We start from the raw sequence: 24,922 nt of genomic DNA, 5'->3' as shown, positions 1-24,922 counted from the left end.
TCCGATGCACATCCTCGCCACCACCAGTGCCTCACTCGACGATCTGATCGAGCCTGTCGATCTGCAGCAGTCGCCGGCGGACATGGTGGCGCTGTCGTTCACCGACAGCGATCTGGCGGGGATTGCCTCTGCATGGCAGGCGCAGCGCGAGGCCCTGCCCGCGCTGCGCCTTGCCGCACTGCGCGACCTGAGACACCCCATGTCGGTCGATCTGTGGATCGACAACACGGCAGCGCATGCCCGCGTCATTCTGGTGCGGGTGCTGGGCGGCTATGAGTGGTGGCGCTATGGCTGCGACCGGCTTTCCGCACTGGCCCGGCAAAAGGGCATCGCGCTGGCGCTGCTTCCCGGCGAATGCCATCAGGACGACGCGCGCCTGGCCGAGCGCTCCACCGTTTCGCCGGAAGCGCGCGCGGCGCTGCTCGCCTGCTTCCGCGAAGGCGGACCGGACAATATGCGCGCGCTGACCATGCAGCTTGCGTGCCTTGCGGGGCGGGACATCGAAGCGCCGGAGGCGGAACCGGTGGCCAAGGCCGGTTTCTATGCGCCGGGCCATGGCATTGTCGAAGCGTCGTTCTTCCCGGCCAGTGCGAATGCCGACAGGCCTGTCGTGCCGATCCTCTTTTATCGCTCCATGCTGCTGGCAAGCGATGTTGCGCCCATCGACGCGCTGGTGGAGGCGCTTGAGGAACAGGGGCTGTGTGCGGTTCCCGTTTTCGTTTCCAGCCTGCGTGACCCGGTTGCCGCCGATCTCGTGCGCAACGCCGTGGAGGCGTTGGAGCCGCAGGCGCTCATCACCGCGACGGCCTTTTCGAGCGGCGCGGAGCCCGGCGAAAAAACGCTGTTCGACCGCTTTGGCGTGCCGGTTTTTCAGGTGGTCACCGCCACCACGCGGCGCGAAGCGTGGCAGGAAGGGCAGCGCGGTCTCGCGCCTGCGGACCTCGCCATGCATGTGGTGCTGCCGGAACTCGATGGCCGGCTGATGGCCGGCGCGATTTCCTTCAAGGATGAGGCGGCGCTGGATGAAGGGCTTTCCTTCGGCGTTCAGCGCAACCGGCCCGAACCCGCGCGCATCCGGCAGGTTGCGGCGAGGATCGCCGCCTTTCTGAAGCTCGGTGGCACTCCGGAGGCTGAGCGCCGCATTGTCGTTCTCATCCCGGACTATCCAAGCGCCCCCGGCCGCACCGGCTATGCGGTGGGGCTCGACGTGCCATCGAGCGTGCTCGCCATGCTGCATGACCTTGATGAAGCGGGTTATGCGGTTTCTGGTGTTCCGGAGACCCCAAGGGCGCTGATGCAGCAGCTTGAAGAGCCGTCGGAAGCGCTTTCGCTGGATGAATACCGGTGCGCTTTCGATGCGCTGCGCGAAGAAGCGCGTGAAACGCTGTTCGCCACCTGGGGACCGGCGGAAGGCGATGCGGAAGATGGCGTCTTTCCGTTCCGCGCGGCGCGGTTCGGCAATGTCACCGTGGCGCTTGCGCCGGATCGCGGGCGCTCGGCAGACCGACGCGTGGACTATCATGACCCGACGCTTGCACCGCGCCATGCGCTGGTCGCCTTCGGCCACTGGATGCGGGAGGGGCTCGATGCCCATGCGCTGATCCATGTGGGTGCGCATGGTACGCTGGAATGGCTGCCGGGCAAGACCGTGGCGCTGACGGAAACCTGCTTTCCGGAGATCGTGGCTGGTGCGCTGCCGGTGGTCTATCCCTTCATCGTCAGCAATCCGGGTGAAGCGGCGCAGGCCAAGCGCCGGATCGGCGCTGTGACGCTTGGGCATCTGACGCCGCCACTGGCGGGCGCAGGGCTTTCGCAGGACCAGCAGGAACTGGAACGGCTGGTGGACGAATATGCGCAGGCCGACGGGCTGGACCGCCGCCGCCGCGACCGGCTGGCGCAGCTGATCGTGGAAACCGCCGAGCGCACCGGTCTGACCCGTGATGCCGGCGTTGAGGACACGGGCGACACGGATGCGGCGCTGATGCAGATCGATGCCTGGCTCTGTGATCTGAAAGATTTCGCCATCAAGGACGGGCTGCACATCTATGGCCGGGGCAGCGGCATGGATGAAGGGCCTGAACGCAGCGCCTGCGCGGAGAGCGAAAAGCGCGCGCTTCTGGCCGCACTCGATGCCCGACACATTGCGCCCGGCCCCTCCGGCGCGCCGGCGCGGGGGCGTACCGATGTGTTGCCGACCGGCCGCAACATCTTCACCGCCGATCCGCGCACCCTGCCGACGCCGACCGCAACCGCACTGGGCAGGATGGCGGCGGATGAGGCCGTGCGCGGCTATCTGCAGGAGCATGGCGACTGGCCGCGCTCGCTGGTGATCGACCTGTGGGGCAGCGCCAGCCTGCGCACTGGCGGCGAGGAGATCGCACAGGGGCTGGCGCTGATGGGGTGCCGGCCGCAATGGGATCAGGCGACGGGGCGCGTGACGGGCATTGAAGTGCTGCCGCCGGCAAGCCTTGGCCGTCCGCGTATTGACGTGACGTGGCGCATCTCCGGCCTGTTTCGCGACATGTTCCCGACCCAGATCGCGTTGCTCGACACAGCGGTTGCCGCCGTGGCCGCGCGCGACGAAGACGAGAGCGAAAACCCGCTTGCCGCTGCTGCGCGCGTGGCCGGCAAGGCTCCGGCGCGCATTTTCGGCTCCGCGCCGGGCACCTATGGCGCGGGACCGGAAGAAAAGCTGGCGCGCGGAGACTGGCAGGAGCGCGCCGAACTCGGGCAGGCCTATCTGGACGCCGGCGCGTTTGCCTTCGGCGGTGCGGAGGGCGAAGGCCGGCGGGAAGATGGCGCGTTTGCGCGGCAGGTGGCGGATGCCGACATGCTCATCCATACGGGCGACGATGCCGGGCGGGACATTCTCGAAGGCTCGGCGGATGTGGCCTTTATCGGCGGGTTCGCGGCGGCGGTGGAAGCGCTGGGCGGCAAAGCCGATCTGGTGGTGCTCGACACAACCGATCCGGAGCGCCCGCGCGCCCGCTCGCTGGCGCAGGCCATTGCCCGCACGGTGCGCGCCCGTGCGGTCAATCCGCGCTTTATCGAGGGGCAGTTGCGCCATGGCCCGCGCGGCGCCGCGGAACTGACGGAAACGGTCGACCGGCTGATCGGCTTCGCCGAGACCACGGATGCGGTTTCAGGCAGCCTGATCGATGCCGTGTTCGATGCCTATCTCGGCGATGAGCGTGTGCGCGATTTCCTGGTTGCCGAGAATCCGGCGGCGGCCCGGGCGATGGCGGAACGGTTTTGCGCTGCGCGCAGGCGCGGCCTCTGGCACCCGCGGCGCAACTCTGTCGATGACGATCTGGCGGCACTACTCGCGGAGGCGACGGCATGACGATGCGGCGCGGCGCTTGCCCCACACTCTCCGCCCCCATGAAGACCGGCGACGGGCTGCTCGCGCGGATTGCGCCGGCCCATGGCGCACTGACGCCTGAGAAACTGGCGGATATCGCAAAAGCGGCGGGCCGCCACGGCAATGGAATTCTGGAAGTGACCGCGCGTGGAAAGCTGCAGATCCGGGGTCTGACGGCTGAGAGCGCGCCCCTGATTTGCGCGGAAATCAACGCGCTCGATCTTGGGGCCGTGGATGGCTTCGCGGTGGAGACGGGAGCGCTTGATGGTCTGGCGCAGGATGCGCTGGGTGACCCGATGGCGCTTGCCCGGCGGATCGATGAACATGCGGCAGCGCATTGCCTTGCCCCGCGCCTTGCCCCCAAGGTCTCGGTGACGGTCGATGGTGGCGGGACGCTGCATCTCGACGCCATCGGAGCCGACATCAAGCTTTTGGCGCTGGGAGACGGTCTCTGGCAGATCGGTGTCGGCGGCAATGGCGCGACGGCGGGCTGGTTAGGCCAGGGCGATGAGCAGGCGGTGGGCGCTGCAGCGCTTGCGGTTCTTGATCTGCTGGCGCAGACCGGCGGACGCGCGCGTAATTTTTCGCAGGCGCAGAAGGGTGCGCTCCGGGCCGGGCTTGAGCCATCAGTGCAGTATTCCGCGCGGGCTGACAGCGCACCGGTTGGCCGGTTTGCGCTGAAAGACGGGGACAGCGCGCTCGGGATCGCGCTGCCCTTCGGTCAGATCGCTGCGGAGGCGCTGGTCGCGCTTTGCGAGGCCGCCTCGGATGCCAGGGAAATACGCCTTGCGCCGCGCAGCGGCCTGCTGCTGATCGGGCTTGATGAGCCCCGGCAGGATGCGCTGTCGCGGGGGGCTGAGGCTCTTGGCTTTGTCACGGACGGGCATGATCCGCGGCTTTCCATAGCGGCCTGCGCCGGTGCGCCGGCCTGTGCCTCGGCGCGGTTCGACGCCAAGGCGCTTGCCGCCGAGGCGGCGGAAGCCGGTCTGCCGGACGGTTCGTTTCGTCTGCACCTCTCGGCCTGCGAAAAATGTTGCGCACAGCCCGCCGGGGCTGCGGTGAACCTGATCGCGGCCGAGGGTTGCTGCACGCTTTCCTCCGTTGGTGTGGAGCCTTCCGAACGTCTTCGCACCTTCCTCATCGAGCGCGGCGAGAAGCTGCGCGCCGCCCTTCTTCGAAAGACAGGCTGAATGCAAGAAACCGAGTACATACGCGACGGCAACGCCATTTATGAAAAGTCGTTCGCGATCATACGCGCCGAGGCCGATCTCGTACGCTTCAGTGCGGAAGAGGCCGATGTCGCCATCCGCATGATCCATGCCTGCGGGCTTGTCGAGGCGGCGGAGCATTTCGTCTTTTCCGAAGGGTTCGTTGCGGCAGGTCGCGCGGCGCTGAAAGCCGGCGCGCCGATCCTGTGCGATGCGGAGATGGTGGCGCGGGGTGTGACCCGCACGCGGCTGCCCGCCGACAATGAGGTGATCTGCACCCTGCGCGATGCGCGCACGCCGGAGCTTGCGCGGGAGATCGGAAACACGCGTTCTGCCGCTGCACTGGAACTGTGGCGCGAACACATGGAAGGAGCGGTGATCGCCATTGGCAATGCGCCGACCGCACTCTTCTACCTGCTCGACATGCTGCGCGCCGGTGCGCCGAAGCCTGCCGCCATCATCGGCATGCCGGTCGGTTTCGTGGGCGCGATGGAATCCAAGGACGCGCTCGCCGAGAGCGGGCTTGGCATTCCCTTTGCCATCGTGCGCGGCCGCATGGGCGGCAGCGCCATGACGGCGGCGGCGATCAACGCACTTGCGAGGGCGGGACTATGAGCGGAACCCTGATTGGCGTCGGCACCGGACCCGGCGATCCCGAACTCATCACCGTTAAGGCGTTGAAGGCGCTGGAGCGGGCGGACGTGGTGGCGCATTTCGCAAAGCGCGGACGCCGGGGCAATGCCCGCAAGATCGTCGACGACCTCCTGCCGGAGGCGGCGGTGGAGCTGCCGCTGGAATATCCGGTTACGACCGAAATCGACAAGAACGACCCGCGCTACATCGAAGCCATCACCGGCTTTTACGAGGAGTCGGCGCGCGCGGTGGAAGCGCATCTGAAAGCGGGCCGAACGGTTGCGGTTCTGAGCGAGGGCGATCCGCTGTTTTATGGCTCCTACATGCATCTGCATGTGCGGCTTGCCGCGCTCTACCCGACGGAGGTGATCCCCGGCATCACGGCCATGTCCGGCTGCTGGTCGCAGGCGGGCATCGCGATCGTTCAGGGCGACGACATCTTGACCGTCCTGCCCGGGACACTGGATGAAGACGAGCTTTTGCGCCGTGTGAGCGACACGGAAGCCTTTGTCATCATGAAGGTGGGGCGCAATCTGCCGAAAATCCGCCGGGCGCTGGCGCGGGCCGGCAGGCTCGTCGGTGCGGTCTATGTGGAACGCGGCACGATGGACAATACCAGCATGACGCCGCTTGCGGACAAGGCTGACGACACCGCCCCCTATTTCTCGCTCGTGCTCGGACCGGGCTGGCAGGCCAGGCCGCAGGAGGGCGCGGCATGAGCGGGCGTCTCGTCGTCATCGGCACCGGCCCCGGAAAACCGGCACAGACGACGCCGGAGGCGCGCGCAGCCATTGCGGCGGCAAGCGATTTCTTTGGCTACGGTCCCTATCTCGACCGGCTTGAACTGAATGACGGCCAGACCCGTCACGCCTCCGACAACCGGGAAGAGCTGGCCCGCGCCAAGGCGGCGCTCACCATGGCCGCTGAAGGCAGGCATGTGGCCGTGGTTTCGGGCGGGGATGCCGGTGTTTTCGCCATGGCGGCGGCCGTGTGCGAGGCCATCGAGCAAGGGCCGCAGGAATGGCGCGCGCTCGATCTGGAGATCGTGCCGGGGCTGACGGCCATGCTTGCGGTGGCCGCCCGCGTGGGCGCGCCACTCGGTCATGATTTCTGCGCCATATCGCTTTCGGACAATCTGAAACCCTGGGAACTGATCGAAACCCGGCTTGCGGCTGCTGCCGGTGCGGGCTTTGTGATCGCGCTCTACAATCCGATCAGCCGCGCCCGGCCCTGGCAGCTTGGCCGCGCCTTTGAACTGTTGAGCGGCATTCTGCCGGCCTCCACGCCTGTCGTGTTCGGCCGCGCCGCAGGCCGGCCCGACGAGCGCATGGCGATTGTTCCGTTGAATGAGGCGCGCGGCGAGATGGCCGACATGGCCACCTGCGTCATCATCGGATCGCCTGAAACGCGGATCATCGAACGCCCCGGCAAACCGCCGCTGGTCTATGCGCCGCGCTCGGCGACGGGAGCCGCCAGGTGAGTGTTGATCGCGCCCATCGCATCTTCGATGTCGGCCACGACGGCTGCGCCAGTCGGCTTTGGCCGGTCGATCATGATCACCGGCAGGTCGAGTCTGCGGGCGGCTGCGATCTTGCCATAGGTCGCAGCACCGCCGCTGTTCTTGGCCACCACGATCTCGATGCGGTGATCGGCGAGCAGCGCGATTTCATCGTCTTCAGAGAACGGACCACGCGCCAGAATGCATGCGGCGTTCGCCGGCAGGTGGGACGGTTCTACCGGCTCCACGCTGCGCACCAGATAATGATGCTGCGCGGCCGTGCGAAACATTTGAACTTCCTGCCGGCCAATGGCCAGAAAGACGCGCCGGGGCTCAGGGCCGAGCAGCGTTGCCGCTTCGGCCATGCCGGCCGCGATCTGCCAGTTGTCGCCGGCGACCGGCTGCCAGGCGGCGCGCATGAGCGTGATGAGCGGCACGCCGGTCAGGCTGGCGGCTTCCGCTGCATTGCGGGCCATGCGCGCGGCGAAGGGATGCGTGGCGTCCACCATCAGGTCGATGCCCTCGTCCTCGAGATAACGCGCAAGCCCCTCAGCACCGCCGAAACCGCCCACACGCACCTCACCCTGCAAGGCTTCCGGTGTGCGGGTGCGCCCGGCAAGCGAGGTGATGACGCGCAGCGAGCTGCGCGCGCAAAGCCGCTCCGCCAGAAGCCGCGCTTCGCCTGTTCCACCAAGAATGAGAAGGGTCTGCTTTGCCATGACGTCTTCTAGAGCATTTTGCAGTCAGGCGGAAACCTCAAGGCGCTGGCTTGCCATCGTGGGGATCAGCGAGGACGGTATGGCCGGGCTCGGTGAGGAAGCACGCCGCGCGATTGCCGATGCGGAGATCGTGTTCGGCGGTGCGCGGCACCTCGAACTGGCGGCAGACCAGATTTCCGGCGAGACGCGGCAGTGGCCCTCCCCCTTTGGCAAGGCGCTTGATGAGATCGAAGCGCTGAGAGGCAAGAAGGTCTGCGTGCTCGCCTCCGGCGATCCATTTCACTTCGGTGTGGGCGCGACGCTGACGCGGCGCATTCGGGCGGACGAGATGCGTGTCTTTTCCGCGCCTTCTTCCTTTGCGCTCGCTGCTGCCCGGCTTGGCTGGCCGCTGCAATCGGTCGAGACGGTTTCACTGCACGGCAGGCCCATTGCGCTGATCCGCCCGCTGCTTCATCCCGGCGCGCGCATTCTCGCGCTCACATCCGATGGTGCGGCTCCGGCTGAGATTGCAGAGCTGATCACGGCAGAGGGTTTTGGCCCCTCCCGCTTTCACGTGCTGGAAGCGCTGGGTGGACCGCGCGAACGGCAGGTAAGCTTCATGGCTTCCGCGCTTTCCGCAGACAGTTTTGACGATCTGAATGTGGTCGCAATCGAGGTGGCGGCGGATGAGAATGCGCGCATCCTGCCGCTTGGAACCGGGCTTGAAGATGCGCTTTTCGAGCATGACGGGCAGATCACCAAATCGGAGGTGCGGGCCGTCACCCTGTCGGCGCTTGCCCCGAAACGCGGTGAACGGCTCTGGGACATCGGAGCGGGTTCAGGCTCCATTTCCATCGAATGGCTGCGGCTGCACCCATCGCTCAGCGCCATCGCCATCGAGGCGGACGGGGAGCGCGCGGCGCGCATTGCCCGCAACGCGGAGCGCATGGGCGTGTCGCAGCTCACCGTGGTTGAGGGAAAGGCTCCCGCCGCGCTCGCAGACCTTGCCGCGCCCGACGTGGTTTTCATCGGTGGCGGGGCGACTGCGACAGGGCTGATGGAGGCGGCGATGGCCGCTCTTGGAACCGGGGGGCGTCTTGTCGCAAACGGGGTGACGCTCGAAACGCAGGCGCTTCTGATCGACTGCCACGGGCGGCACGGCGGAGAACTGATCGAGATCGCCGTCGCGCGCGCCGCGCCCGTTGGCGGCATGACGGCGCTGCGCCCGGCTATGCCGGTGCTTCAATGGCGCTGGAGGAAACCATGATCTGCGCCGGGTTTGGAGCCAGAAAAGGCGTCACGCGCGATGCTGTTCTTGCCGCGCTCGACGCCGCTTTGACAACGCATGACATCGCGCGGGACAGGCTCGATGCGGTGGCGACCGTGCCACGGAAGCGGGACGAGCCCGGCCTGACGGACGCTGCAAAGGCGCTCGGCCTGCCGCTTGTCATTGCCGATGATGCGGCACTTCAGGCGGCGGTGGCGCATTGCCTGACCCGCTCGGAACAGGCGCGCTCAGCCACGGGCCTTCCATCGGCCTCAGAGGCGGCGGCGCTGGCCGTCTGCGGCCCGGCAGGCCGGCTTCTCGGCCCGAGGATCACACTTGACGGCGTGACCTGCGCCATCGCGACCACCGGAAGAAAATCATGACCGTTCATTTCATTGGCGCCGGACCGGGCGCTGCCGACCTCATCACCGTTCGCGGCCGCGACCTGATCGCGCGCTGCCCGGTCTGCCTTTATGCCGGTTCGCTGGTGCCGGAGGAGTTGCTCGCACACTGTCCGCCGGGAGCGCGCATCGTCAACACCGCACCCATGTCGCTTGAAGAGATCGAGGCGGAATATATCCGCGCCCATGAAGCGGGTGAGGATATCGCCCGGCTGCATTCGGGCGATCTTTCCGTCTGGAGCGCGGTGGCCGAGCAGATCCGCCGTCTTTCGACGCTCGGCATCGATTACACGCTGACGCCGGGCGTGCCTTCCTTCTCGGCGGCTGCGGCGGCGCTGGGACGCGAGCTGACCATTCCGGAAGTGGCGCAGAGCCTTGTCCTGACCCGCATTTCCGGCCGCGCCTCGAAAATGCCGGAGGGTGAAACGCTCGCCAATTTCGCGGCCACCGGCACGACGCTCGCCATTCATCTCGCCATTCATGCGCTGGACCGGGTGGTGGCGGAGCTGACCCCGCATTACGGACCCGACTGCCCGGTCGCCATTGTTGCCCGCGCAAGCTGGGCGGATGAGCGCATTCTGCGCGGCACGCTTTCCACCATCGAAGCGGAGATGGCGAAAGATCCCATCGAGCGCACGGCGCTCATTCTCGTCGGGCCGGGGCTGGGCGCCAAGGATTTTCGCGAAAGCGCGCTCTACAGCGCCGATTATCAGCGCCGGTTTCGCGGGCGGGAGGGATTATGAGCTTGGCTGAAGCGCTCAACCGCCTGCCTTTTGAACCAACGCCCTTTGAGCCGGGCCATGTGTGGCTTGCGGGTGCCGGGCCTGGTGGCTTTGGCTGCCTGACGCTCGGCGTTCTGGCTGCGCTCGATGCGGCGGATGTGGTGATCTATGACGCGCTGGTGGATCCGGATATTCTGAAGGCCGCGCCGGACGCCCGGCACATTTTCGTCGGCAAGCGCGCCGGCCAGCCCTCCACGGCGCAGGATGAAATCAACCGGCTTCTGGTGGAACACGCCGAGGCGGGACAGCGGGTGCTGCGCCTGAAAGGCGGAGACCCCAACATGTTTGGCCGTGGCGGGGAAGAAGCGCTGGTGCTGGCACTCGCCGGCATTCCCTTCCGCTTTCTGCCAGGCGTCACCTCGGCGGTGGGGGCGCTCGCCGATGCGGGCATTCCCGCCACCATGCGCGGCGTGAACAAGGCGGTGATCTTCGCGACCGGCCACGCCGCCGGCACGCCGGACGATCTGGACTGGGCGGCGCTGGCGAAAACGGGTCAGCCCATCGTCATCTATATGGGGATGCACAAGCTCGCCCTGATCGTGGACGCGCTCACATCCGGCGGCATGGCGGGCGATACGCCGGCGGCGCTCATCATGAACGCGACGAAACCGGAAGAACGCATTCTGACGACGGCGCTTTCCACGCTTGTCTCCGACGCATCGGTGGAAGGGTACGGCTCGCCGTCCATCATCGTGATCGGCGGCATCGTGGCGCTGCGCGAGGCGCTGATATGACGGCGCGGGCGATCATCATCGGCGCGGCCCGTTCGGGTTCGGGCAAGACCAGTGTGACCATCGGCCTGATGCGCGCGCTCAAGAGGCGTGGCCTCGCCGTGCATGGCGCGAAATCCGGTCCCGATTACATTGATCCCGGCTTTCATCAGGCGGCGACCGGGAAGCCCGGCGTGAATCTCGACAGCTGGGCCATGCATCCGGATCTGCTCGCCCATCTGGGGAGCCGTCAGGGCGAAGACGCCGACATGCTTTTGATCGAAAGCGCCATGGGCCTGTTTGACGGTATCGTGTCGGAGCCGGGTCGTTCTGGCGCTGCGGCGGACATTGCGCGCCTTTATGACGTGCCCTGCATTGTCATTCTCGATGTGTCCGGCCAGTCGCAGACCGCAGCCGCGCTCGCAAAGGGGTTTGCAGCTTACGACCCGAAGGTGCGGATTGCCGGTGTGGTGCTCAATCAGGTGGCGAGCCCGCGCCATGAAGCGATGGCGCGCGACGCCATTGAGGCCATCGGCATCAGGGTTCTGGGCGCGGTCTACCGCAACCCGGACATGGCGCTGCCGGAGCGGCATCTGGGCCTTGTGCAGGCGAGCGAACATGCCGCGCTCGAAGCCTTCATCGAGCGGCTTGCGGATGTGATGGAGCAGTCCATCGACCTCGACGCCGTGATGGAGGCCGCCGTGCCGCTTTCCATGCAGGCGGGCGATGCGGCGCGGCTTCTGCCGCCGCCGGGGCAACGCATCGCCATCGCGCAGGATGCCGCTTTCAGCTTTGTCTATCCGCATCTCGCCCGGCACTGGCGCGAGGCGGGAGCAGAACTCCTGCCCTTCTCGCCGCTTGCCGATGAAGGACCGGCGGAAAGCGCCGACGCCTGCTGGCTGCCGGGAGGGTATCCCGAACTTCATGCGGGGCGGATTGCTGCTGCCGAGAACTTCCGCGCTGCGATGGAGGCATTTGCGGAGACGAGGCCCGTTCACGGCGAGTGCGGCGGGTTCATGGTTCTGGGCGAGGCGCTGGAGGATGCCGAAGGCGTTCGCCACGCCATGCTGGGGCTGCTCGGTCATGTGACGAGCTATGCGAAGCGCAAGATGAACCTCGGCTACCGGCAGGCAACGCTGATGAGTGACTGCGCCATCGGCAGCAAGGGCGAGACGATCCGTGGTCATGAATTCCACTATTCGCGGCTTGTGGAGCCCGGCAGTGATGCGCCGCTCGCCATGCTTGCGGATGGACAGGGCCGCGCTCTCGGCCCATCCGGTGCGCGGCGCGGGCATGTCTCCGGCACCTATTTTCACGCCATAGCGCGGAGCTGACGCGATGGCCGGACCCCGCTCGACGCTTGTGACAGCCCTTCGCGATGTGGCCGCCTGTCTCGGCTTCTACACGCGGCTGCCGCTGCCTGCGTTCGAGATGCCGGCGCACGGGTTTGCGGCCGCCCAGTGGGCAGCGCCTCTGGCCGGTCTGGTGGTCGGCGCGATTTGCAGTGCGGTGCTGATCGGCGCGGCGATGCTTGGCCTGCCGGCCACGATTGCAGCCGCCCTCGCGCTTGCAGTGGGGACGCTTGTGACCGGCGGGCTGCATGAGGACGGGCTTGCAGACGTGGCCGATGGTTTCGGCGGCGGTTCGACGCGTGAGAAAAAGCTCGCGATCATGAAGGACAGCCGCATCGGGTCCTATGGCGTTGCCGCACTGATCCTGTCGTTTCTCATGCGCTGGACGGCGCTTTCGTCGCTCGGGCTTGTCGCGGTTCCCGCCCTTCTGATGGCGCACACGGCCTCGCGCGCCCTGATGCCGGCGCTGATGCGCCTTTCGCCAGCGGCGCGCGAAAACGGGCTCTCGGCAGGTGCAGGGCGACCGGAAACGGCTACCGTTCTCGTGGCGCTCGCGATTGGTGGCGCGCTGCTTTTCATCTCCGGTCCCGGCTTTGTGCTTGTGACCGCGCCGCTTCTTTTGCTGGCGCTCTTCTTCATCAAACGGCTCGCCGAAAAACAGATCGGCGGACAGACGGGCGATGTGCTCGGCGCGCTGCAGCAGCTTGCCGAAACCACCGTGCTCATCGCCGCCGTCGCTTATTTCATCTGAAGGACTTCCATGACCCGCTTTCTCAAAATCGACGATCTGCGCGCCGCCTGTAATGTCCGTCCCAGTGGCGATGAGGACGCCGCGCAGGCTGCAACCGCCCACCAGGCAGTGCTGACCAAACCGCCCGGCAGCCTTGGCCGGCTGGAAGACGCAGCCATCCGGCTTGCCCGCTGGCAGGGACGCGAAAAGCCTGCGCTTGAGCGGGTTCATGTGCTGATCTTCGCTGGCTCCCATGGCGTGACTGCACGCGGTGTTTCGGCTTTTCCGGCCGAGGTGACGGCGCAGATGGTGGCGAATTTCTCCGCCGGGGGCGCGGCCATCAACCAGCTCGCGAAACAGACGGGGGCGAGCCTCACCGTCACGTCGCTCGAGATCGAGCGTCCCACGGCGGACTTCACGGAAGCGCCGGCCATGGATGAAGCGGATTTTCTGAAGGCCGTTCAGACCGGTTTCGATGCGGTGACGGAGGGAGCGGATCTCATCTCACTCGGGGAAATGGGCATCGGCAACACCACTGCCGCAGCGGCCCTTGCCGCCGCGCTGTTCGGTGGCCGGGGAGCCGACTGGGTCGGCCGGGGCACAGGCGTTGACGATGCCGGCCTTTCGCGCAAGGCTGAGGCCGTGGATGCAGCGCTTGCCTGCCACGGCGAGGCGCTTTCCGATCCGCTGGAGGCGCTGCGCCGCGTCGGCGGTCGCGAGCTTGCGGCCATGTTCGGTGCGGCCCTTGCCGCGCGGCAGAGGCGCATTCCGCTGCTGCTCGATGGTTTCGTGTGCGGATCGGCAGTCGCCCCGCTTGCGCGCCTTGGCGAAGACGGTCTGGCGCATGCCATTGCCGGCCATGTTTCCGCCGAACCCGGCCACCGCAGGCTGCTTGGCGAGCTGGGCCTCAAGCCGCTGCTCGATCTCGACATGCGGCTTGGCGAAGGTTCTGGCGCATGCCTTGCGATCAACATTCTGCGCGGCGCGCTTGCCTGCCACAACGGCATGGCGACCTTTGCCGAAGCCGGCGTTTCGGACGGCTGATCATGCGCACGCTTTCGCTCATCGGCATTGGCACCGGCAATCCCGAACACATGACGGTTCAGGGCATCAATGCGCTGAACCGGGCTGACGTGATCCTTATCCCCCGCAAGGGGGAAGCGAAGGAGGATTTGGCCGATCTGCGCCGTGTCATCTGCGAGCGGTTTCTGGAAACCCGGCAGACGCGGATCGTGGAATTCGACCTGCCGGTGCGTGACGCCGCCAATCCGAGTTATCGCCGGGGCGTGGACGAATGGCATATGGCCATCGCCCGCGCCTATGGCGATCTGCTTGCGGCGCATACGGGCGAGACGGGCCGCGCGGCGTTTCTCGTCTGGGGCGATCCTTCGCTCTATGACAGCACGCTGCGGATCATCGAGCACATGCGCCGGGAAGCCGGGCTTGACGTCGCGCTGGAAGTGGTGCCGGGGATCACCAGCATTCAGGCGCTCGCGGCCAGCCACCATATGCCGATCAACACGATTGGCGGTTCGATCCTGATCACCACCGGTCGGCGGCTGAAAGCGGAGGGCTTCCCGCCGAATGCAGATACGCTTCTCGTCATGCTCGACGGCGACTGCGCCTTTCAAATGCTCGATGGCGATGCCTACGAGATTTACTGGGGCGCGTATCTGGGTACGCCGGATGAGCTTCTGATCGCCGGGCCGCTTGGGGATGTTGCCGGGCAGATTGTGGAGGCGCGGGTTAGAGCGCGGGAAGACAAGGGCTGGATCATGGATACCTATCTTTTGCGGGTCAGGGGGTAGGTTCGGCGGACTTCATGCCGCCCTCGCCCTTCGCCCTTCGACAAGCTCAGGAGGCTCAGGATGAGGGCTGTGTGGTGCGCCAAATGCTTTCATGCTCCTGCGGGGTCTCTGGCTGTAAGTTATAGCTACTGAGCCCCTGCATCAGTCTCAGCTTTTGCCTGCCTTCTCCCTCATCCTGAGCCTGTCGAAGGGCGAGGGAGAAGGCAACCACCTCCCCTCAGGCGGCCTGCGCGCGCTGCCATCGCGGGAAAGGGTCCGCCAGCGCACGGTGCTGCGCTGGCTCGAAGTCGGTTTCACTGCCCACCAGCGCATCGTCCAGCGCTGCGGTGATGCGTTCGCGGTTCATGCCTGTGCCGATGAAGACCAGCTCCTGACGCCGGTCTCCGTAGGGTTCGCTCCAGTAGCGGTCCATGAAGGCTTTCGCTTCCGGGTGGTTTGGCCAGCGTTCGCGCGGTACGGCCGCCCACCAGGTGCCAAGCGGCTTCACGCTGGATAAAGCGCCGGCGAGGCTGAATTCGGCAACCCAGTCGGGCCGGGTTGCGATCCAGAAATGACCCTTGGCGCGGATGACGCCGGGCAGCGGGGCATTCAGCACCGCATGCACTTTCTGCGGATGAAAGGGACGCCGCGCGCGATAGACGAAGGAGGAAACGCCGTATTCCTCGGTCTCCGGCACGTGATCGGCAAAGCCATAAAGCTCCTTGGCCCAGAGCGGGTGCTGGTGAGCCGTCTCGAAATCGAAAAGGCCTGTATCGAAGATGCGGGCGGGCGCGACGCGGGAATGGTCTGTCTCGATGATCTGCGCATCGGGATTGAGCGCGGTGACGATCTTGCGCGCCGCATCAAGGCGCTCCGGGCCGGCGTCGCTGACCTTGTTCAGGATCACGATATCGGCAAACTCGATCTGGTCGACCAGCAGGTCCACAAGCGTGCGCTCGTCCCCCTCGCCCGCGACCTCGCCCCGGTCGCGCAGGAAATCATGGCTGGCGTAGTCTTCGAGCAGGTTCAGCGTGTCGACCACCGTGACCATCGTGTCGAGCCGCGCGACATCGGACAGGCTGTGGCCCTGCTCGTCGCGAAACTCGAATGTGGCGGCCACAGGCAGCGGCTCGGAAACGCCGGTGGATTCGATCAGCAGGTAATCGAACCGCCCTTCCGCCGCCAGACGCCGCACCTCTTTCAGAAGGTCGTCGCGCAGCGTGCAGCAGATGCAGCCATTCGTCATCTCCACCAGCTTTTCGTCTGTCTGCGACAGGTTCGCCCCACCCTCGCGCACGAGGTCGGCGTCGATGTTCACTTCCGACATGTCGTTGACGATCACCGCGACGCGCCGTCCTGCCCGGTTGTTGAGCACATTGTTCAAGAGCGTCGTCTTGCCCGCCCCCAGAAACCCGGAAAGCACGGTGACGGGCAGGCGTTTGTCCTGGTTCGGCATGTTTGGTTCCTTTGCTGCGATATGGTATGTAATATCATAACAAATGCGAAGCGCAAGACGTGCCTTAGGGCCTAGGGGCCTAGGGGCCTTGAGGTGTGGAGGTGTGGAGGTGTGGAGGTGTGGAGGTGTGGAGGTGTGGAGGTTCGCTCCTGCCCTGGGTGATGGCAAGCGGTTTCTGTGGTTCGTGCCAGCCTGGAGGTGGAGACCGAAGGCATGCTCCGAAGCCGGATTCAATGCTGCCGATCATCGTTTCCCGAAGTTGCATGGCTCCAGCCGGCAATGCAGCGTTCTCCGGAAGATGGACACCGGGTCGGAAAATGCCGGGGCGCACACTTTGGCGCGCCCCGGTTTTTGCAGAAGTTCGATATCATCGAACAAGGGCGGAGAGTATCAACCACCCTGCCCTGAAATCAGATGGTCACGCCGCCATCCACGAGAACGGCCTGACCGCTGACGAAGCGGCTTTCGTCCGACAGAAGAAACACGACCAGCGGCGTGATGTCGTCGACCGTTGCAAGCCGCCCCATGGGCTGGCGCGCGATAAAATCCTTCTCGGCCTGAAAGGGATCCGGCGCAGCGGCGATGCGACCGCGCAGCGATGGCGTGTCGACCGTGCCGGGGCAGAGCGCATTGCAGCGCACGCCCTGCTTTACGAAATCGGCCGCAACGGACTTTGTGAGGCCGATCACCGCCGCCTTCGTGGCGCCGTAGACCGCGCGGTTGACGAAGCCTTTGATGGATGACGCCATCGACGCCATGTTGAGAACGGACACGCTGCCCGCCTCTTCGGCCCGTTCCAGCATGCCGGGTAGAAACGCCTGCGTCATGCGAACCATGGAGGTCACATTGAGATCCATGCTGAACGCCCAGTCGTCCTCGGAGACATCGAGAATGCTGCCGTGATGGACGAAGCCGGCGCAATTGAAGAGGCCATCGAGCTGGCCGACCCTGCCGGCGAGCGCATCGATTGCGCTGCGGTCGCGCACATCCAGCTGGTGCGTTTCGATGGACGCGTTTTCAGCGGCAAGAGAGGCAAGCCCTTCCTCGTTGATATCGACGGCCACGACCGACGCCCCCTCTGCTGCGCAGGCCAGCGCGCTTGCCCGGCCGATGCCCTGAGCTGCTGCCGATACCAGAATCCGCTTCCCCTGAAGTCGCATGCAAAGTTCTCCCCTCACTGTCGGACAGCAGCCCGCTACAAACGTTTGCATACAAGCAGCCTTTTCGCGTGGAACAAATGGGCCAGAGAGGATAATTTGTGCGCTAAACACTGATGTCCGCGCAGGATCATCAACATTGACGGTCCGTTAGACTGATTTTTGTTGCCGACCGGTCATCGCGCTGTAACATGGCGGGAATAACCGCTGCGATATCAACGCAGAAACAATGGGAGTGCTTTCATGACTTTGATCAAACGACGCAACTTCATCAAGGGCGCGGGCGCTGTGGCAGGACTGTCGCTGGCGGCGCCGCTCATCTCGCGCAGCTATGCGCAGGGTTCTTCCGGCGCGGTCAACATCTTCGCCTGGGCCGGTTACCTCAACGACGACATGATCGGCGCTTTCGAAAAGGCGACGGGCATCAAGGCCAATTACACCCCCTACGGCACCAATGACGAACTGCTGAACCAGCTTCGCGCCAACAATGGCGGCGGGTTCGACATCATCTGGCCGACAGTCGACCGCGTGCCCAACTATGTCGAGTTCGAGCTGGTGCAGCCGATCGACGAAAGCAAGGTCAACGTCGACAACTGCCTGCCGAGCGCCTGGAAGAATTCTGAAAATCTCGGCGCGGTCATCGACGGCAAGCGCTATCAGGTGCCCACCGACTGGGGTACGGAAGCGGTTTCCTTCGACAAGGATCAGGCTCCGCTCGAATACGGCACCGCCTCCTATGGCGACATCTGGAAGCCGGAAATGAAGGGCAAGGCCACCGTGCGCGGCCATTCGGGTCTTGTCGGTCTCGGCCTCTGGCTCGAAGCCGAAGGCAAGCTGCCCATGCCGATGGCGGACGCCTTCAAGTCCGAAGAGAACATGGTCAAGATCTATGACGTGATTCTCGAGGAAGCGATTGCCCGCAAGGCCAACATCGCGCAGTTCTGGTCCAACGAGAACGAAGCGCAGGGCGCATTCCGCATCAATGGCTGCACCATCGGCCAGACGTGGGATTCCACTGCAGCGGCTCTCGGCAAGGAAGGTCTTCCCGTCGGCTTCATCGCGCCGAAGGAAGGCGCGCTGGCGTGGATGGAAGGCGTTGCAATCCCGAAGGGTGCGGAAAACCTTGAGCAGGCCTATGCCTTCATCAACTGGTTCCTGACGCCGGAAGCCGGCGCCATGTACACCAATGCAACCTCGATCAACTCCACCGCCGTTGGCGCTGCCGACAAGACGACGGACGAGGCCAAGGCCTTCTTCGCCGCCGCCTATCCCGGCGACGCGCTGGACAAGCTGTGGTGGTGGCCGATCCAGGAAAGCTGGTTCGTCGCCAAGCGCAACGAATATCAGGACCGTTTCCTCTCGGCGTAAGGCCTTGAACAACGGACGATGGCGCTCGCCCCTCATCCGCCTGCCGGCACCTTCTCCCCGCGTACGGGGAGAAGGACGAAGCGGAGGGGCGAGCGCCGACATATCCAAAAGAACGCGGACTATAATACCGCGCGCATCAAAATCGGGGGACCATGTCACATTCCGTAGAGCTCGATCATGTCGGCGTTACTTTCGGGGCGACCCGTGCCGTTGACGACGTTTCCTTCACGGTCGAAGGCGGAGAGTTTTTCTCCATTCTCGGCCCCTCCGGCTGTGGCAAGACCACTCTGCTGCGGGTGATCGCCGGCTTTTTGAAGCCGACCGAAGGCCGCGTTCTGATCGGCGACAGGGACATGACCCCGCTGGGGCCCAATCAGCGCCCCACCGCGATGATCTTCCAGTCGCTCGCGCTCTTCCCGCTGATGCCAGTCTGGGAAAACATAGCCTTCGGGCTGGAGGCGCGTGGCATCGCAAAGGCCGAGCGGCGCAAAAAGGCCGACGAGCTTCTGAAACTGATCGCGCTTGAAGGCTATGGCGACCGTATGCCGGGCGAGCTTTCCGGCGGACAGCGCCAGCGCGTGGCCATTGCGCGCGCGCTCGCGGTCGAGCCGCAGGTGCTGCTTCTCGACGAGCCGCTTTCCGCGCTTGATCTCAAGCTGCGCCAGCACATGCGCGCCGAGCTGCGGGCGCTGCAGAAACGCACGGGCGTTACCTTCATCTACATCACGCACGATCAGTCCGAGGCGCTCGCCATGTCGGACCGCGTTGCGGTGATGAGCGCCGGCGTGGTGCAGCAGGTGGGCGCACCGCGCGAACTTTACGACAATCCGGCCACGCCTTTCGTCGCCACCTTCGTTGGCGAGACCAACGCCCTGCCCTGCACGGTGAAAGGCATCGAGAACGGCATCGCCACGGTGGAGAGCGCCCATGGCACGCTGAGCGGCCGCGCGGGCGACGGGCTTTCAGCGGGTGCGACAGCGAAGCTTTATGTGCGCCCCGAGGCGCTGAAGCCGAACGGTGGAACCAACCGGTTGGCCGCCACCATCGAGCGGATCGATTTCGAGGGCGCTTTTGCACTCGCGCACGGCATGGCCGGGGACGGCATGCCGCTGGTTGCCTCCATCGCCAGCACGGAACTCGCAGCCGCACCTGCCATTGGCGAGAAATCCGGTTTCGGCTTTGAGAGCGCAAACGCCGTGGTGCTGCCCGATGTCTGATCTCTACAGACGTTTTGGCGGGGGGCTTGGCACGCTGTTTCTGGCGCTGGTCGGCGCGTGGCTCGCCGGCATGGTGCTCGCGCCCAATGTGATGATGATCGACTACGCGCTGCGGCCCAACCTGCCGCCATCGCAGCTCGGCGGGCCGAATGATGTCTATTCGCTCGACAACATTCTCTACCTCGCGAATGAGGGCGTTCACCGCGCGATCTTCTTCAAGACCGTGTGGGCGAGCGCGCTTGTCGCTTTCATCACCTTTCTGGTGTGTTATCCGATGGCTTTCTGGCTTGCCCAGAACGCGACGGTGAACCAGACGGCCATCGTGCTTCTCGCGCTGACCATTCCGTTCTGGATCAACGAGGTGTTGCGTACGCTTGCCTGGTATATCCTGCTTGCGTTTCGCGGTCCGCTGAACGCCTTTCTTCTGTCGCTCGGCATCATTGATGAACCGGTGCGCTGGTATGGCGATGGCGGCGTGCTGGCCGGCATGACCTACGCCTACATCCTGTTCATGCTGTTTCCGATCTACAACGCGATTGAGTCTCTCGACAAATCGCAGATCGAGGCAGCGCGCGATCTCGGCGCATCCACCTGGCGCATTCATTGGCGGGTGGTCATCCCGCATGCCAAGGCGGGCATCGCCACGGGCTGTGTCTTCACCTTCATGCTCGCCGCCGGCAGCTATGTCGCGCCAGCCCTTCTCGGCGCGCCCGGCAGCCGCTGGTTCACCGAGATCATCTACAACTGGTTCTTCGAAGGCGGTGACTGGAACCGGGGCGCCGCCTATGCGCTGGTTCTTCTGGTGCTGTGCCTGGCAGTGGTTCTGATCACGCTGCGCATCGCCCGCGTGAGCCTGACGGAGGTGGCGAAATGAGTCTGGCGTTCATTCGTCCATGCAGGCGCTGCCCCTCATCCGCCCTTCGGGCACCTTCTCCCCGCGCACGGGGAGAAGGAAACGCGCCGAGATATCCGCAGCCTTTCCTCGCCCCGTTTACGGGGAGAGGATGCCGGCAGGCAGGTGAGGGGCAGCGCCAGCCTCTCTGGACAGCGCCGGAGGTTCGCGCATGAGTGCCGCCGACCGCATCGCCCGGGCCATGTTCGGCTTCTATATGGTGGCGTTCTTTCTCTACCTGTTCGCGCCGCTCGCGATCATGGGCATCGCCACATTCAACACCAGCCGCTTCCCGACCGTGACGCCGTGGCGCGGCACGACGCTTCAATGGTTCGATGCGCTGTGGAGCGACAGCGGCATGTGGCAGTCGCTGTGGACCTCCTTCATCGTCGCCTTTTTCGTTGTGATCACCGTTCTGCCCATCGGCACGGCGGCAGCGCTTGTTCTAACGAGCCTGCATGCGCGCGCCCGCAGCTTCATGTATGCGGTCATGGTGTCGCCGCTGCTCACGCCCGGCGTGGTCATCGGCATCGCCACACTGGTTCTGTGGCGGCAGCTCGGCGTCGGCGGCGGCGTGTTTCTGATCGTGGTGGCGCAGGCGAGCTTCATCATCTGCTATGTCATGCTGATGATCACGGCGCGGCTCCAGCGCTTCGACCCGACACAGGAAGAAGCGGCCCTTGGTCTAGGCGCATCGAAATTCATGGTGTTCCGCCGCGTGCTCCTGCCCTTCCTGAAACCCGCGCTCATCGCAGCCGGTTTCCTGGCGATCCTGCAATCCATCGAGAACTACAACACGACGCTGTTCGTGCGTGGTTTCGATACGCCGCTGACGGTCTACATCGCCACCAAGGTGCGCACGGGCCTGACGCCCGCCGTGAATGCGCTGGCGTTGATCATGATCGCGATCACGGTGCTTGGAGCCATCGCCTATGAGGTCGCCCGCCGCCGCAGCGCCGCGCGGATGGCGGCGGATTAGAGCAATTCCGGACGGAAAAACCGGGACCCGCTTTTTCCGGAATTGCTCTAGCCCAGCGATCTAACGATCAATCCGCGTCGACAGGATGATGGAGCTCATTGTCCGGTCGACGCCCTTCAGTGCGCCAATCGTGTCGATCACCGCATCAAGCTCGGCTACCGACGGCGCTTCGACGACGATGATCATGTCGAACGAGCCGCTGACGGAATGGACCGCGCGCACGGCCGGCATCTTCTCCATGGCTGCGATGACATCGCCGGAGAGCTTTGGCGAAACCGTTACCAGAAGATGCGCGCGGATCTGCGCGGCGTCATATTCGCCTGAGAGCCGCACCGCATAGCCGGCGATTGTGCCGCTGCGCTCCAGCCGCTCGAGCCGGCTTTGCGCAGTGGAGCGCGAGACCCCGAGCCGTCGTGCGATTTCCGACACCGATATGCGGGCATTCTCACGCAGGAGAGCGATCACCGCACGATCCGCTTGCGATACCGTCATATTGTCCAATCTTATCGTCAATATGTTTAAAATGATAAGTCAAATTACCCGATTTATCTCTTCGATTCAACGCAGATCGGGGTGACACTTGGTGCACATTCTACAGAATCGAAAGGGAACGGAATGAAGGAAATCGTCGTCACCGGAGCCGGGCGCATCGGCGCTGCCATTGCTGACATGCTGGTCGCCTCGGGCGATTATTCGGTCACCGTTGCCGACCGTTCGGCCGAACAGCTCGCGGCCCTGCCCGAGCACCCGCAGATTGCGGGTGTCGAGGTCGACCTTTCCGACACGAAGGCGCTGGCTGCCGTTCTGAAGGGCAAGTTCGCCCTGCTCAACGCCGCGCCCTACAATCTGACCGTTCCCATTGCCGAGGCCGCAGCCGAAGCCGGTGTGCATTACCTCGACCTTACCGAGGATGTGAAAAGCACGCGTCGCGTGAAGGAGATCGCGGCGACCGCCGACACGGCCTTCATTCCCCAGTGCGGTCTCGCGCCGGGCTTCATCACCATCGCCGCCAATTCGCTCGCCAAGCGCTTTGACGAGCTGCACGATGTGCGGATGCGCGTCGGCGCGCTGCCGCAGTTTCCGGCCAATGCGCTCAACTACAATCTCACCTGGTCGCCGGAAGGCGTGATCAACGAGTATTGCGAATCCTGCGAGGCCATCGTCGATGGCGAAATGAAGGAAGTCGCGCCGCTTGAAGGGCTGGAAGAGTTCTCGCTGGACGGCGTGCGCTACGAAGCGTTCAACACGTCCGGTGGCCTGGGCTCCATCTGCGAGTCGCTCAAGGGACGTGTGCGCAATCTCAACTACCGCACGATCCGCTATCCCGGCCATGCCTCGATCATGAAGATGCTGCTGAACGATCTGCGCCTGATCGAGCGCCGCGACCTGTTGAAGGAGATCTTCGAGCACGCACTGCCGACCACCATGCAGGACGTGGTGGTGATCTTCGTGACGATCACGGGCCTGAAGAATGGCCGTCTGGTGCAGGAGAGCTACGCCAACTCCGTGTTCGCCGATCCGGCAGGGCCGCATGCGCGCAGCGCCATCCAGAAGACGACGGCAGCCGGCATCTGCACCGTGCTTGACCTGCTCGCCAATGGCAAACTTCCCGCAAAAGGCTTCGTGCAGCAGGAAGACATCGCGCTGGAAGACTTTTTGGCAAACCGCTTCGGCCGCACCTATCAGCCGGACAGCGGCCCGCAGGCAAAAGCGGCCTGATCGGACATTTTTCGGCCAGCGGCGAAATAGGTCGCTGGCCGTACCGTTTCGGCCTCATGTGACATTGCGCGGGTCAGAGCCCGTCCATAATCTCGCGCGATGACAAACGACCGGCCGCTAGTCGGCATCCTCCTGATGATCGGTTTCTGCGCGGTCGCCCCTCTGGGCGACTCGATTGCGAAACTGTTGGGCGAGACCATTCCGCTGTTCGAGCTTCTGGTCGTGCGTTTCGCCGCACAGGTGGTCTTTCTTCTGCCTATCGTCTGGTGGAGCGGCACGCGGCTCGCACTGCCCGGATACGTCATGCGGCTGACGGTGCTGCGCACGGCGCTCCACATCACCGGCATCGGCGCAATGTTCATGTCGCTGCGGTATCTGCCGCTGGCCGACGCCGTGGCAATCGCCTTCGTCATGCCGTTCATCATGCTCGCTTTCGGAAAGTTCTTTCTTGGCGAAGCGATTGGCCCAAGGCGTCTGGCCGCCTGCACGGTCGGCTTCATCGGCACGCTTCTGGTCGTGCAGCCGAACCTCGTGACCGTGGGTGCGCCGGCATTGCTGCCGCTGGTCGTCGCCTTTGCCTTCTCAGGCTACATGCTGGTGACGCGAAAGATCTCGCGCGTGGCCGACCCGATTGCGCTTCAGGTGGTGAGCGGCATTTACGCCGTCATCGGTTTTGCGGCGGTCGCGTTCATTAATCTCGGCTTCGACCTGCCGCAACTGCGCATGGTGCAGCCAGACCTGCGGGAGACGCTGCTCCTGATCGCATCGGGCTTTTTCGGAACGTTCGGGCACCTGCTCATGACCTGGTCGCTGCGCTTTGCGCCATCGGCCACCGTGGCGCCGATCCAGTATCTGGAGATTCCCTTCGCCACCGTGATCGGCTGGCTGATCTTCCGCGACCTGCCTAACGGGCTCGCCGCTCTCGGCATCGCCATCACCATTGGCGCGGGGCTCTACATCGTTTTCCGCGAGCGGGCCATTGCAAGGGATATGCAGACTCAGCCCTTGCCGGACGCGCAGTAGATTCCGTAGAGGGTCTGGAGCACCTGCTCCACTTCCTGTGCGGCAAGGCTGTAATAGATTTGCTGGCCGTCTCGCCGCGTCTCCACCAGCCCCAGCGCCCGTAACTTGCCGAGCTGCTGGGATAAGGCCGACTGGGACATGCCAACCGCTTCCGCCAGCGCATTCACGCTCGCTTCGCCATCGAGCAGGTGGCAAAGGATCATGAGCCGGTTCTGGTTGGCCATGGCCTTGAGGAGGTCCGAGGCTTGCCGCGCCTTGCTTTCAAAGGCGGCGATGTCGTTTTCGTTCATCTGAATACATGAATTTATGAGCATCTCAGATGTCGGGTGCGCGGGCAGTCATGTCAAGCGCTCTCGCGGGCTGCTGCACAATCCGATCCATGTCGTTGCGGGAAAGTTCAAATCATCGGGTCTTGCATTTCACTCTTATATTAATATATGAAGACATCATAATATTCAAGGAGGCATAGCCATGACACTCGATCGCGCAGTTCTCGCCTTTGCTGGCATCATGATACTTCTCTCCGTGGTTCTGACCATGTGGGTCTCGCCGCTGTTCATCTGGTTCACGGTCTTTATCGGCCTGAACATGCTACAGTCGGCTTTCACGGGCTTCTGCCCGGCAGCGTTCCTGTTCCGCAAGCTGGGCGTGAAGTCCGGCACCGCGTTTTAATCACCACAGTGA

At 64.7% G+C, this 24,922-nt stretch carries 25 protein-coding genes; 20 read left to right on the top strand and 5 right to left on the bottom strand.

Annotation, left to right across the window (positions count from 1 at the left end; genetic code table 11):
* Positions 1–4: 4 nt before the first annotated feature.
* Genes cobN through NDI72_RS16560 form a run of 5 tightly spaced genes read left to right on the top strand, consistent with a single transcriptional unit; the run spans position 5 to position 6,682 of the window.
* Positions 5–3,343, top strand: coding sequence for a cobaltochelatase subunit CobN (gene cobN, locus NDI72_RS16580; RefSeq protein WP_283801042.1), 3,339 nt, complete (start codon positions 5–7; stop codon positions 3,341–3,343).
* Positions 3,340–4,551, top strand: coding sequence for a precorrin-3B synthase (cobG, locus tag NDI72_RS16575; protein WP_283801041.1), 1,212 nt, complete (start codon positions 3,340–3,342; stop codon positions 4,549–4,551). The genes cobN and cobG overlap by 4 nt, the downstream gene beginning before the upstream one ends.
* Positions 4,552–5,184: a precorrin-8X methylmutase gene (locus NDI72_RS16570; protein WP_283801039.1), complete on the top strand. Its 633-nt coding sequence runs from the start codon at positions 4,552–4,554 to the stop codon at positions 5,182–5,184. It abuts the gene before it with no gap.
* Positions 5,181–5,921, top strand: coding sequence for a precorrin-2 C(20)-methyltransferase (locus tag NDI72_RS16565; protein WP_206546426.1), 741 nt, complete (start codon positions 5,181–5,183; stop codon positions 5,919–5,921). Before NDI72_RS16570 ends, NDI72_RS16565 begins: the two co-directional genes overlap by 4 nt.
* Positions 5,918–6,682: a precorrin-3B C(17)-methyltransferase gene (locus tag NDI72_RS16560; RefSeq protein WP_283801038.1), complete on the top strand. Its 765-nt coding sequence runs from the start codon at positions 5,918–5,920 to the stop codon at positions 6,680–6,682. Before NDI72_RS16565 ends, NDI72_RS16560 begins: the two co-directional genes overlap by 4 nt.
* On the opposite strand, the gene NDI72_RS16555 is transcribed toward NDI72_RS16560, so the two are convergent.
* On the bottom strand, positions 6,646–7,419 hold the full coding sequence (locus tag NDI72_RS16555; RefSeq protein ID WP_283801037.1) for a cobalt-precorrin-6A reductase: 774 nt from the start codon (positions 7,417–7,419) through the stop codon (positions 6,646–6,648). The two genes, NDI72_RS16560 and NDI72_RS16555, sit on opposite strands and share 37 nt — an antisense overlap.
* Here NDI72_RS16555 and cbiE point away from each other — a divergent pair.
* The 8 genes from cbiE to cobF are packed head-to-tail and all read left to right on the top strand — an operon-like array spanning position 7,418 to position 14,448.
* Entirely contained in the window at positions 7,418–8,665 is a 1,248-nt protein-coding gene (gene cbiE / locus NDI72_RS16550; protein ID WP_283801036.1) for a precorrin-6y C5,15-methyltransferase (decarboxylating) subunit CbiE, read from the top strand. The two genes, NDI72_RS16555 and cbiE, sit on opposite strands and share 2 nt — an antisense overlap.
* Positions 8,644–9,048 carry a cobalamin biosynthesis protein gene (locus NDI72_RS16545; RefSeq protein WP_283801035.1) on the top strand — a complete coding sequence of 135 codons (405 nt, stop codon included), beginning with the start codon at positions 8,644–8,646 and terminating at the stop codon, positions 9,046–9,048. The genes cbiE and NDI72_RS16545 overlap by 22 nt, the downstream gene beginning before the upstream one ends.
* Entirely contained in the window at positions 9,045–9,809 is a 765-nt protein-coding gene (cobM, locus tag NDI72_RS16540) for a precorrin-4 C(11)-methyltransferase (protein WP_283801034.1), read from the top strand. Before NDI72_RS16545 ends, cobM begins: the two co-directional genes overlap by 4 nt.
* Positions 9,806–10,582 (top strand): uroporphyrinogen-III C-methyltransferase, encoded by a 777-nt coding sequence (gene cobA, locus NDI72_RS16535; RefSeq protein ID WP_206546421.1) that lies wholly within the window; start codon positions 9,806–9,808, stop codon positions 10,580–10,582. The genes cobM and cobA overlap by 4 nt, the downstream gene beginning before the upstream one ends.
* Positions 10,579–11,892, top strand: coding sequence for a cobyrinic acid a,c-diamide synthase CobB (locus NDI72_RS16530; RefSeq protein WP_283801033.1), 1,314 nt, complete (start codon positions 10,579–10,581; stop codon positions 11,890–11,892). The genes cobA and NDI72_RS16530 overlap by 4 nt, the downstream gene beginning before the upstream one ends.
* 4 nt (positions 11,893–11,896) lie before the next feature.
* Positions 11,897–12,661, top strand: coding sequence for an adenosylcobinamide-GDP ribazoletransferase (gene cobS / locus NDI72_RS16525; RefSeq protein WP_283801032.1), 765 nt, complete (start codon positions 11,897–11,899; stop codon positions 12,659–12,661).
* A gap of 9 nt (positions 12,662–12,670) precedes the next feature.
* Positions 12,671–13,684 (top strand): nicotinate-nucleotide--dimethylbenzimidazole phosphoribosyltransferase, encoded by a 1,014-nt coding sequence (cobT, locus tag NDI72_RS16520; protein ID WP_283801031.1) that lies wholly within the window; start codon positions 12,671–12,673, stop codon positions 13,682–13,684.
* Between the two features lie 2 nt (positions 13,685–13,686).
* Positions 13,687–14,448, top strand: coding sequence for a precorrin-6A synthase (deacetylating) (gene cobF, locus NDI72_RS16515; protein WP_283801029.1), 762 nt, complete (start codon positions 13,687–13,689; stop codon positions 14,446–14,448).
* A 217-nt stretch (positions 14,449–14,665) separates the two neighbouring features.
* Here the strand turns inward: cobF and NDI72_RS16510 are convergent, their stop codons facing one another.
* Together NDI72_RS16510 and NDI72_RS16505 are read right to left on the bottom strand one after the other, a co-directional pair.
* On the bottom strand, positions 14,666–15,883 hold the full coding sequence (locus NDI72_RS16510) for a GTP-binding protein (RefSeq protein WP_113157003.1): 1,218 nt from the start codon (positions 15,881–15,883) through the stop codon (positions 14,666–14,668).
* Between the two features lie 410 nt (positions 15,884–16,293).
* The gene (locus tag NDI72_RS16505; RefSeq protein ID WP_283801026.1) at positions 16,294–17,043 is read right to left on the bottom strand and encodes an SDR family oxidoreductase; all 750 of its coding nucleotides are present in this window, start codon (positions 17,041–17,043) and stop codon (positions 16,294–16,296) included.
* Between the two features lie 240 nt (positions 17,044–17,283).
* Between NDI72_RS16505 and NDI72_RS16500 the strand changes: the two genes are divergently transcribed.
* The 4 genes from NDI72_RS16500 to NDI72_RS16485 all read left to right on the top strand — a co-directional run bounded on the left by NDI72_RS16500 (position 17,284) and on the right by NDI72_RS16485 (position 21,496).
* Positions 17,284–18,408, top strand: a complete 1,125-nt coding sequence (locus tag NDI72_RS16500) for an extracellular solute-binding protein (RefSeq protein WP_113157001.1) — start codon at positions 17,284–17,286, stop codon at positions 18,406–18,408.
* Positions 18,409–18,560: 152 nt separating this feature from the next.
* Positions 18,561–19,625: an ABC transporter ATP-binding protein gene (locus NDI72_RS16495; RefSeq protein ID WP_113157000.1), complete on the top strand. Its 1,065-nt coding sequence runs from the start codon at positions 18,561–18,563 to the stop codon at positions 19,623–19,625.
* On the top strand, positions 19,618–20,499 hold the full coding sequence (locus tag NDI72_RS16490; RefSeq protein ID WP_113156999.1) for an ABC transporter permease: 882 nt from the start codon (positions 19,618–19,620) through the stop codon (positions 20,497–20,499). Before NDI72_RS16495 ends, NDI72_RS16490 begins: the two co-directional genes overlap by 8 nt.
* Positions 20,500–20,689: 190 nt before the next feature.
* A complete protein-coding gene (locus NDI72_RS16485; RefSeq protein ID WP_206546414.1) occupies positions 20,690–21,496 on the top strand; it encodes an ABC transporter permease in 807 nt (268 codons plus the stop codon).
* Between the two features lie 60 nt (positions 21,497–21,556).
* Here the strand turns inward: NDI72_RS16485 and NDI72_RS16480 are convergent, their stop codons facing one another.
* The gene (locus tag NDI72_RS16480; protein ID WP_283801025.1) at positions 21,557–21,988 is read right to left on the bottom strand and encodes an Lrp/AsnC family transcriptional regulator; all 432 of its coding nucleotides are present in this window, start codon (positions 21,986–21,988) and stop codon (positions 21,557–21,559) included.
* Positions 21,989–22,111: 123 nt separating this feature from the next.
* Between NDI72_RS16480 and NDI72_RS16475 the strand changes: the two genes are divergently transcribed.
* Entirely contained in the window at positions 22,112–23,215 is a 1,104-nt protein-coding gene (locus NDI72_RS16475; protein WP_113156996.1) for a saccharopine dehydrogenase family protein, read from the top strand.
* 99 nt (positions 23,216–23,314) lie between these two features.
* Positions 23,315–24,238 carry a DMT family transporter gene (locus NDI72_RS16470; protein WP_206995881.1) on the top strand — a complete coding sequence of 308 codons (924 nt, stop codon included), beginning with the start codon at positions 23,315–23,317 and terminating at the stop codon, positions 24,236–24,238.
* Here NDI72_RS16470 and NDI72_RS16465 read toward each other — a convergent pair.
* A complete protein-coding gene (locus NDI72_RS16465; RefSeq protein WP_113156994.1) occupies positions 24,214–24,528 on the bottom strand; it encodes an ArsR/SmtB family transcription factor in 315 nt (104 codons plus the stop codon). The two genes, NDI72_RS16470 and NDI72_RS16465, sit on opposite strands and share 25 nt — an antisense overlap.
* 181 nt (positions 24,529–24,709) lie before the next feature.
* Here NDI72_RS16465 and NDI72_RS16460 point away from each other — a divergent pair, with 181 nt between their 5' ends.
* Positions 24,710–24,910: a YgaP family membrane protein gene (locus NDI72_RS16460; RefSeq protein WP_113156993.1), complete on the top strand. Its 201-nt coding sequence runs from the start codon at positions 24,710–24,712 to the stop codon at positions 24,908–24,910.
* The last annotated feature ends 12 nt before the right edge of the window (positions 24,911–24,922 follow it).

Origin of the sequence: Nitratireductor sp. GZWM139, from assembly GCF_030068685.1 — a bacterium.
Lineage (GTDB): Bacteria > Pseudomonadota > Alphaproteobacteria > Rhizobiales > Rhizobiaceae > Nitratireductor > Nitratireductor aquimarinus.
The sequence above is the reverse complement of the archived record's forward strand: the minus strand, read 5'-3'. Positions and strand labels throughout refer to the sequence as shown.

Excerpts from the sequence above, each read along its gene's own strand:
- cobN (WP_283801042.1), top strand. The coding sequence starts at position 5 with ATGCACATCCTCGCCACCACCAGTGCCTCACTCGACGATCTGATCGAG.
- cobG (WP_283801041.1), top strand. The coding sequence starts at position 3,340 with ATGACGATGCGGCGCGGCGCTTGCCCCACACTCTCCGCCCCCATGAAG.
- NDI72_RS16570 (WP_283801039.1), top strand. The coding sequence starts at position 4,552 with ATGCAAGAAACCGAGTACATACGCGACGGCAACGCCATTTATGAAAAG.
- NDI72_RS16565 (WP_206546426.1), top strand. The coding sequence starts at position 5,181 with ATGAGCGGAACCCTGATTGGCGTCGGCACCGGACCCGGCGATCCCGAA.
- NDI72_RS16560 (WP_283801038.1), top strand. The coding sequence starts at position 5,918 with ATGAGCGGGCGTCTCGTCGTCATCGGCACCGGCCCCGGAAAACCGGCA.
- cbiE (WP_283801036.1), top strand. The coding sequence starts at position 7,418 with ATGACGTCTTCTAGAGCATTTTGCAGTCAGGCGGAAACCTCAAGGCGC.
- NDI72_RS16555 (WP_283801037.1), bottom strand. The coding sequence starts at position 7,419 with ATGGCAAAGCAGACCCTTCTCATTCTTGGTGGAACAGGCGAAGCGCGG.
- NDI72_RS16545 (WP_283801035.1), top strand. The coding sequence starts at position 8,644 with ATGGCGCTGGAGGAAACCATGATCTGCGCCGGGTTTGGAGCCAGAAAA.
- cobM (WP_283801034.1), top strand. The coding sequence starts at position 9,045 with ATGACCGTTCATTTCATTGGCGCCGGACCGGGCGCTGCCGACCTCATC.
- cobA (WP_206546421.1), top strand. The coding sequence starts at position 9,806 with ATGAGCTTGGCTGAAGCGCTCAACCGCCTGCCTTTTGAACCAACGCCC.
- NDI72_RS16530 (WP_283801033.1), top strand. The coding sequence starts at position 10,579 with ATGACGGCGCGGGCGATCATCATCGGCGCGGCCCGTTCGGGTTCGGGC.
- cobS (WP_283801032.1), top strand. The coding sequence starts at position 11,897 with ATGGCCGGACCCCGCTCGACGCTTGTGACAGCCCTTCGCGATGTGGCC.
- cobT (WP_283801031.1), top strand. The coding sequence starts at position 12,671 with ATGACCCGCTTTCTCAAAATCGACGATCTGCGCGCCGCCTGTAATGTC.
- cobF (WP_283801029.1), top strand. The coding sequence starts at position 13,687 with ATGCGCACGCTTTCGCTCATCGGCATTGGCACCGGCAATCCCGAACAC.
- NDI72_RS16510 (WP_113157003.1), bottom strand. The coding sequence starts at position 15,883 with ATGCCGAACCAGGACAAACGCCTGCCCGTCACCGTGCTTTCCGGGTTT.
- NDI72_RS16505 (WP_283801026.1), bottom strand. The coding sequence starts at position 17,043 with ATGCGACTTCAGGGGAAGCGGATTCTGGTATCGGCAGCAGCTCAGGGC.
- NDI72_RS16500 (WP_113157001.1), top strand. The coding sequence starts at position 17,284 with ATGACTTTGATCAAACGACGCAACTTCATCAAGGGCGCGGGCGCTGTG.
- NDI72_RS16495 (WP_113157000.1), top strand. The coding sequence starts at position 18,561 with ATGTCACATTCCGTAGAGCTCGATCATGTCGGCGTTACTTTCGGGGCG.
- NDI72_RS16490 (WP_113156999.1), top strand. The coding sequence starts at position 19,618 with ATGTCTGATCTCTACAGACGTTTTGGCGGGGGGCTTGGCACGCTGTTT.
- NDI72_RS16485 (WP_206546414.1), top strand. The coding sequence starts at position 20,690 with ATGAGTGCCGCCGACCGCATCGCCCGGGCCATGTTCGGCTTCTATATG.
- NDI72_RS16480 (WP_283801025.1), bottom strand. The coding sequence starts at position 21,988 with ATGACGGTATCGCAAGCGGATCGTGCGGTGATCGCTCTCCTGCGTGAG.
- NDI72_RS16475 (WP_113156996.1), top strand. The coding sequence starts at position 22,112 with ATGAAGGAAATCGTCGTCACCGGAGCCGGGCGCATCGGCGCTGCCATT.
- NDI72_RS16470 (WP_206995881.1), top strand. The coding sequence starts at position 23,315 with ATGACAAACGACCGGCCGCTAGTCGGCATCCTCCTGATGATCGGTTTC.
- NDI72_RS16465 (WP_113156994.1), bottom strand. The coding sequence starts at position 24,528 with ATGAACGAAAACGACATCGCCGCCTTTGAAAGCAAGGCGCGGCAAGCC.
- NDI72_RS16460 (WP_113156993.1), top strand. The coding sequence starts at position 24,710 with ATGACACTCGATCGCGCAGTTCTCGCCTTTGCTGGCATCATGATACTT.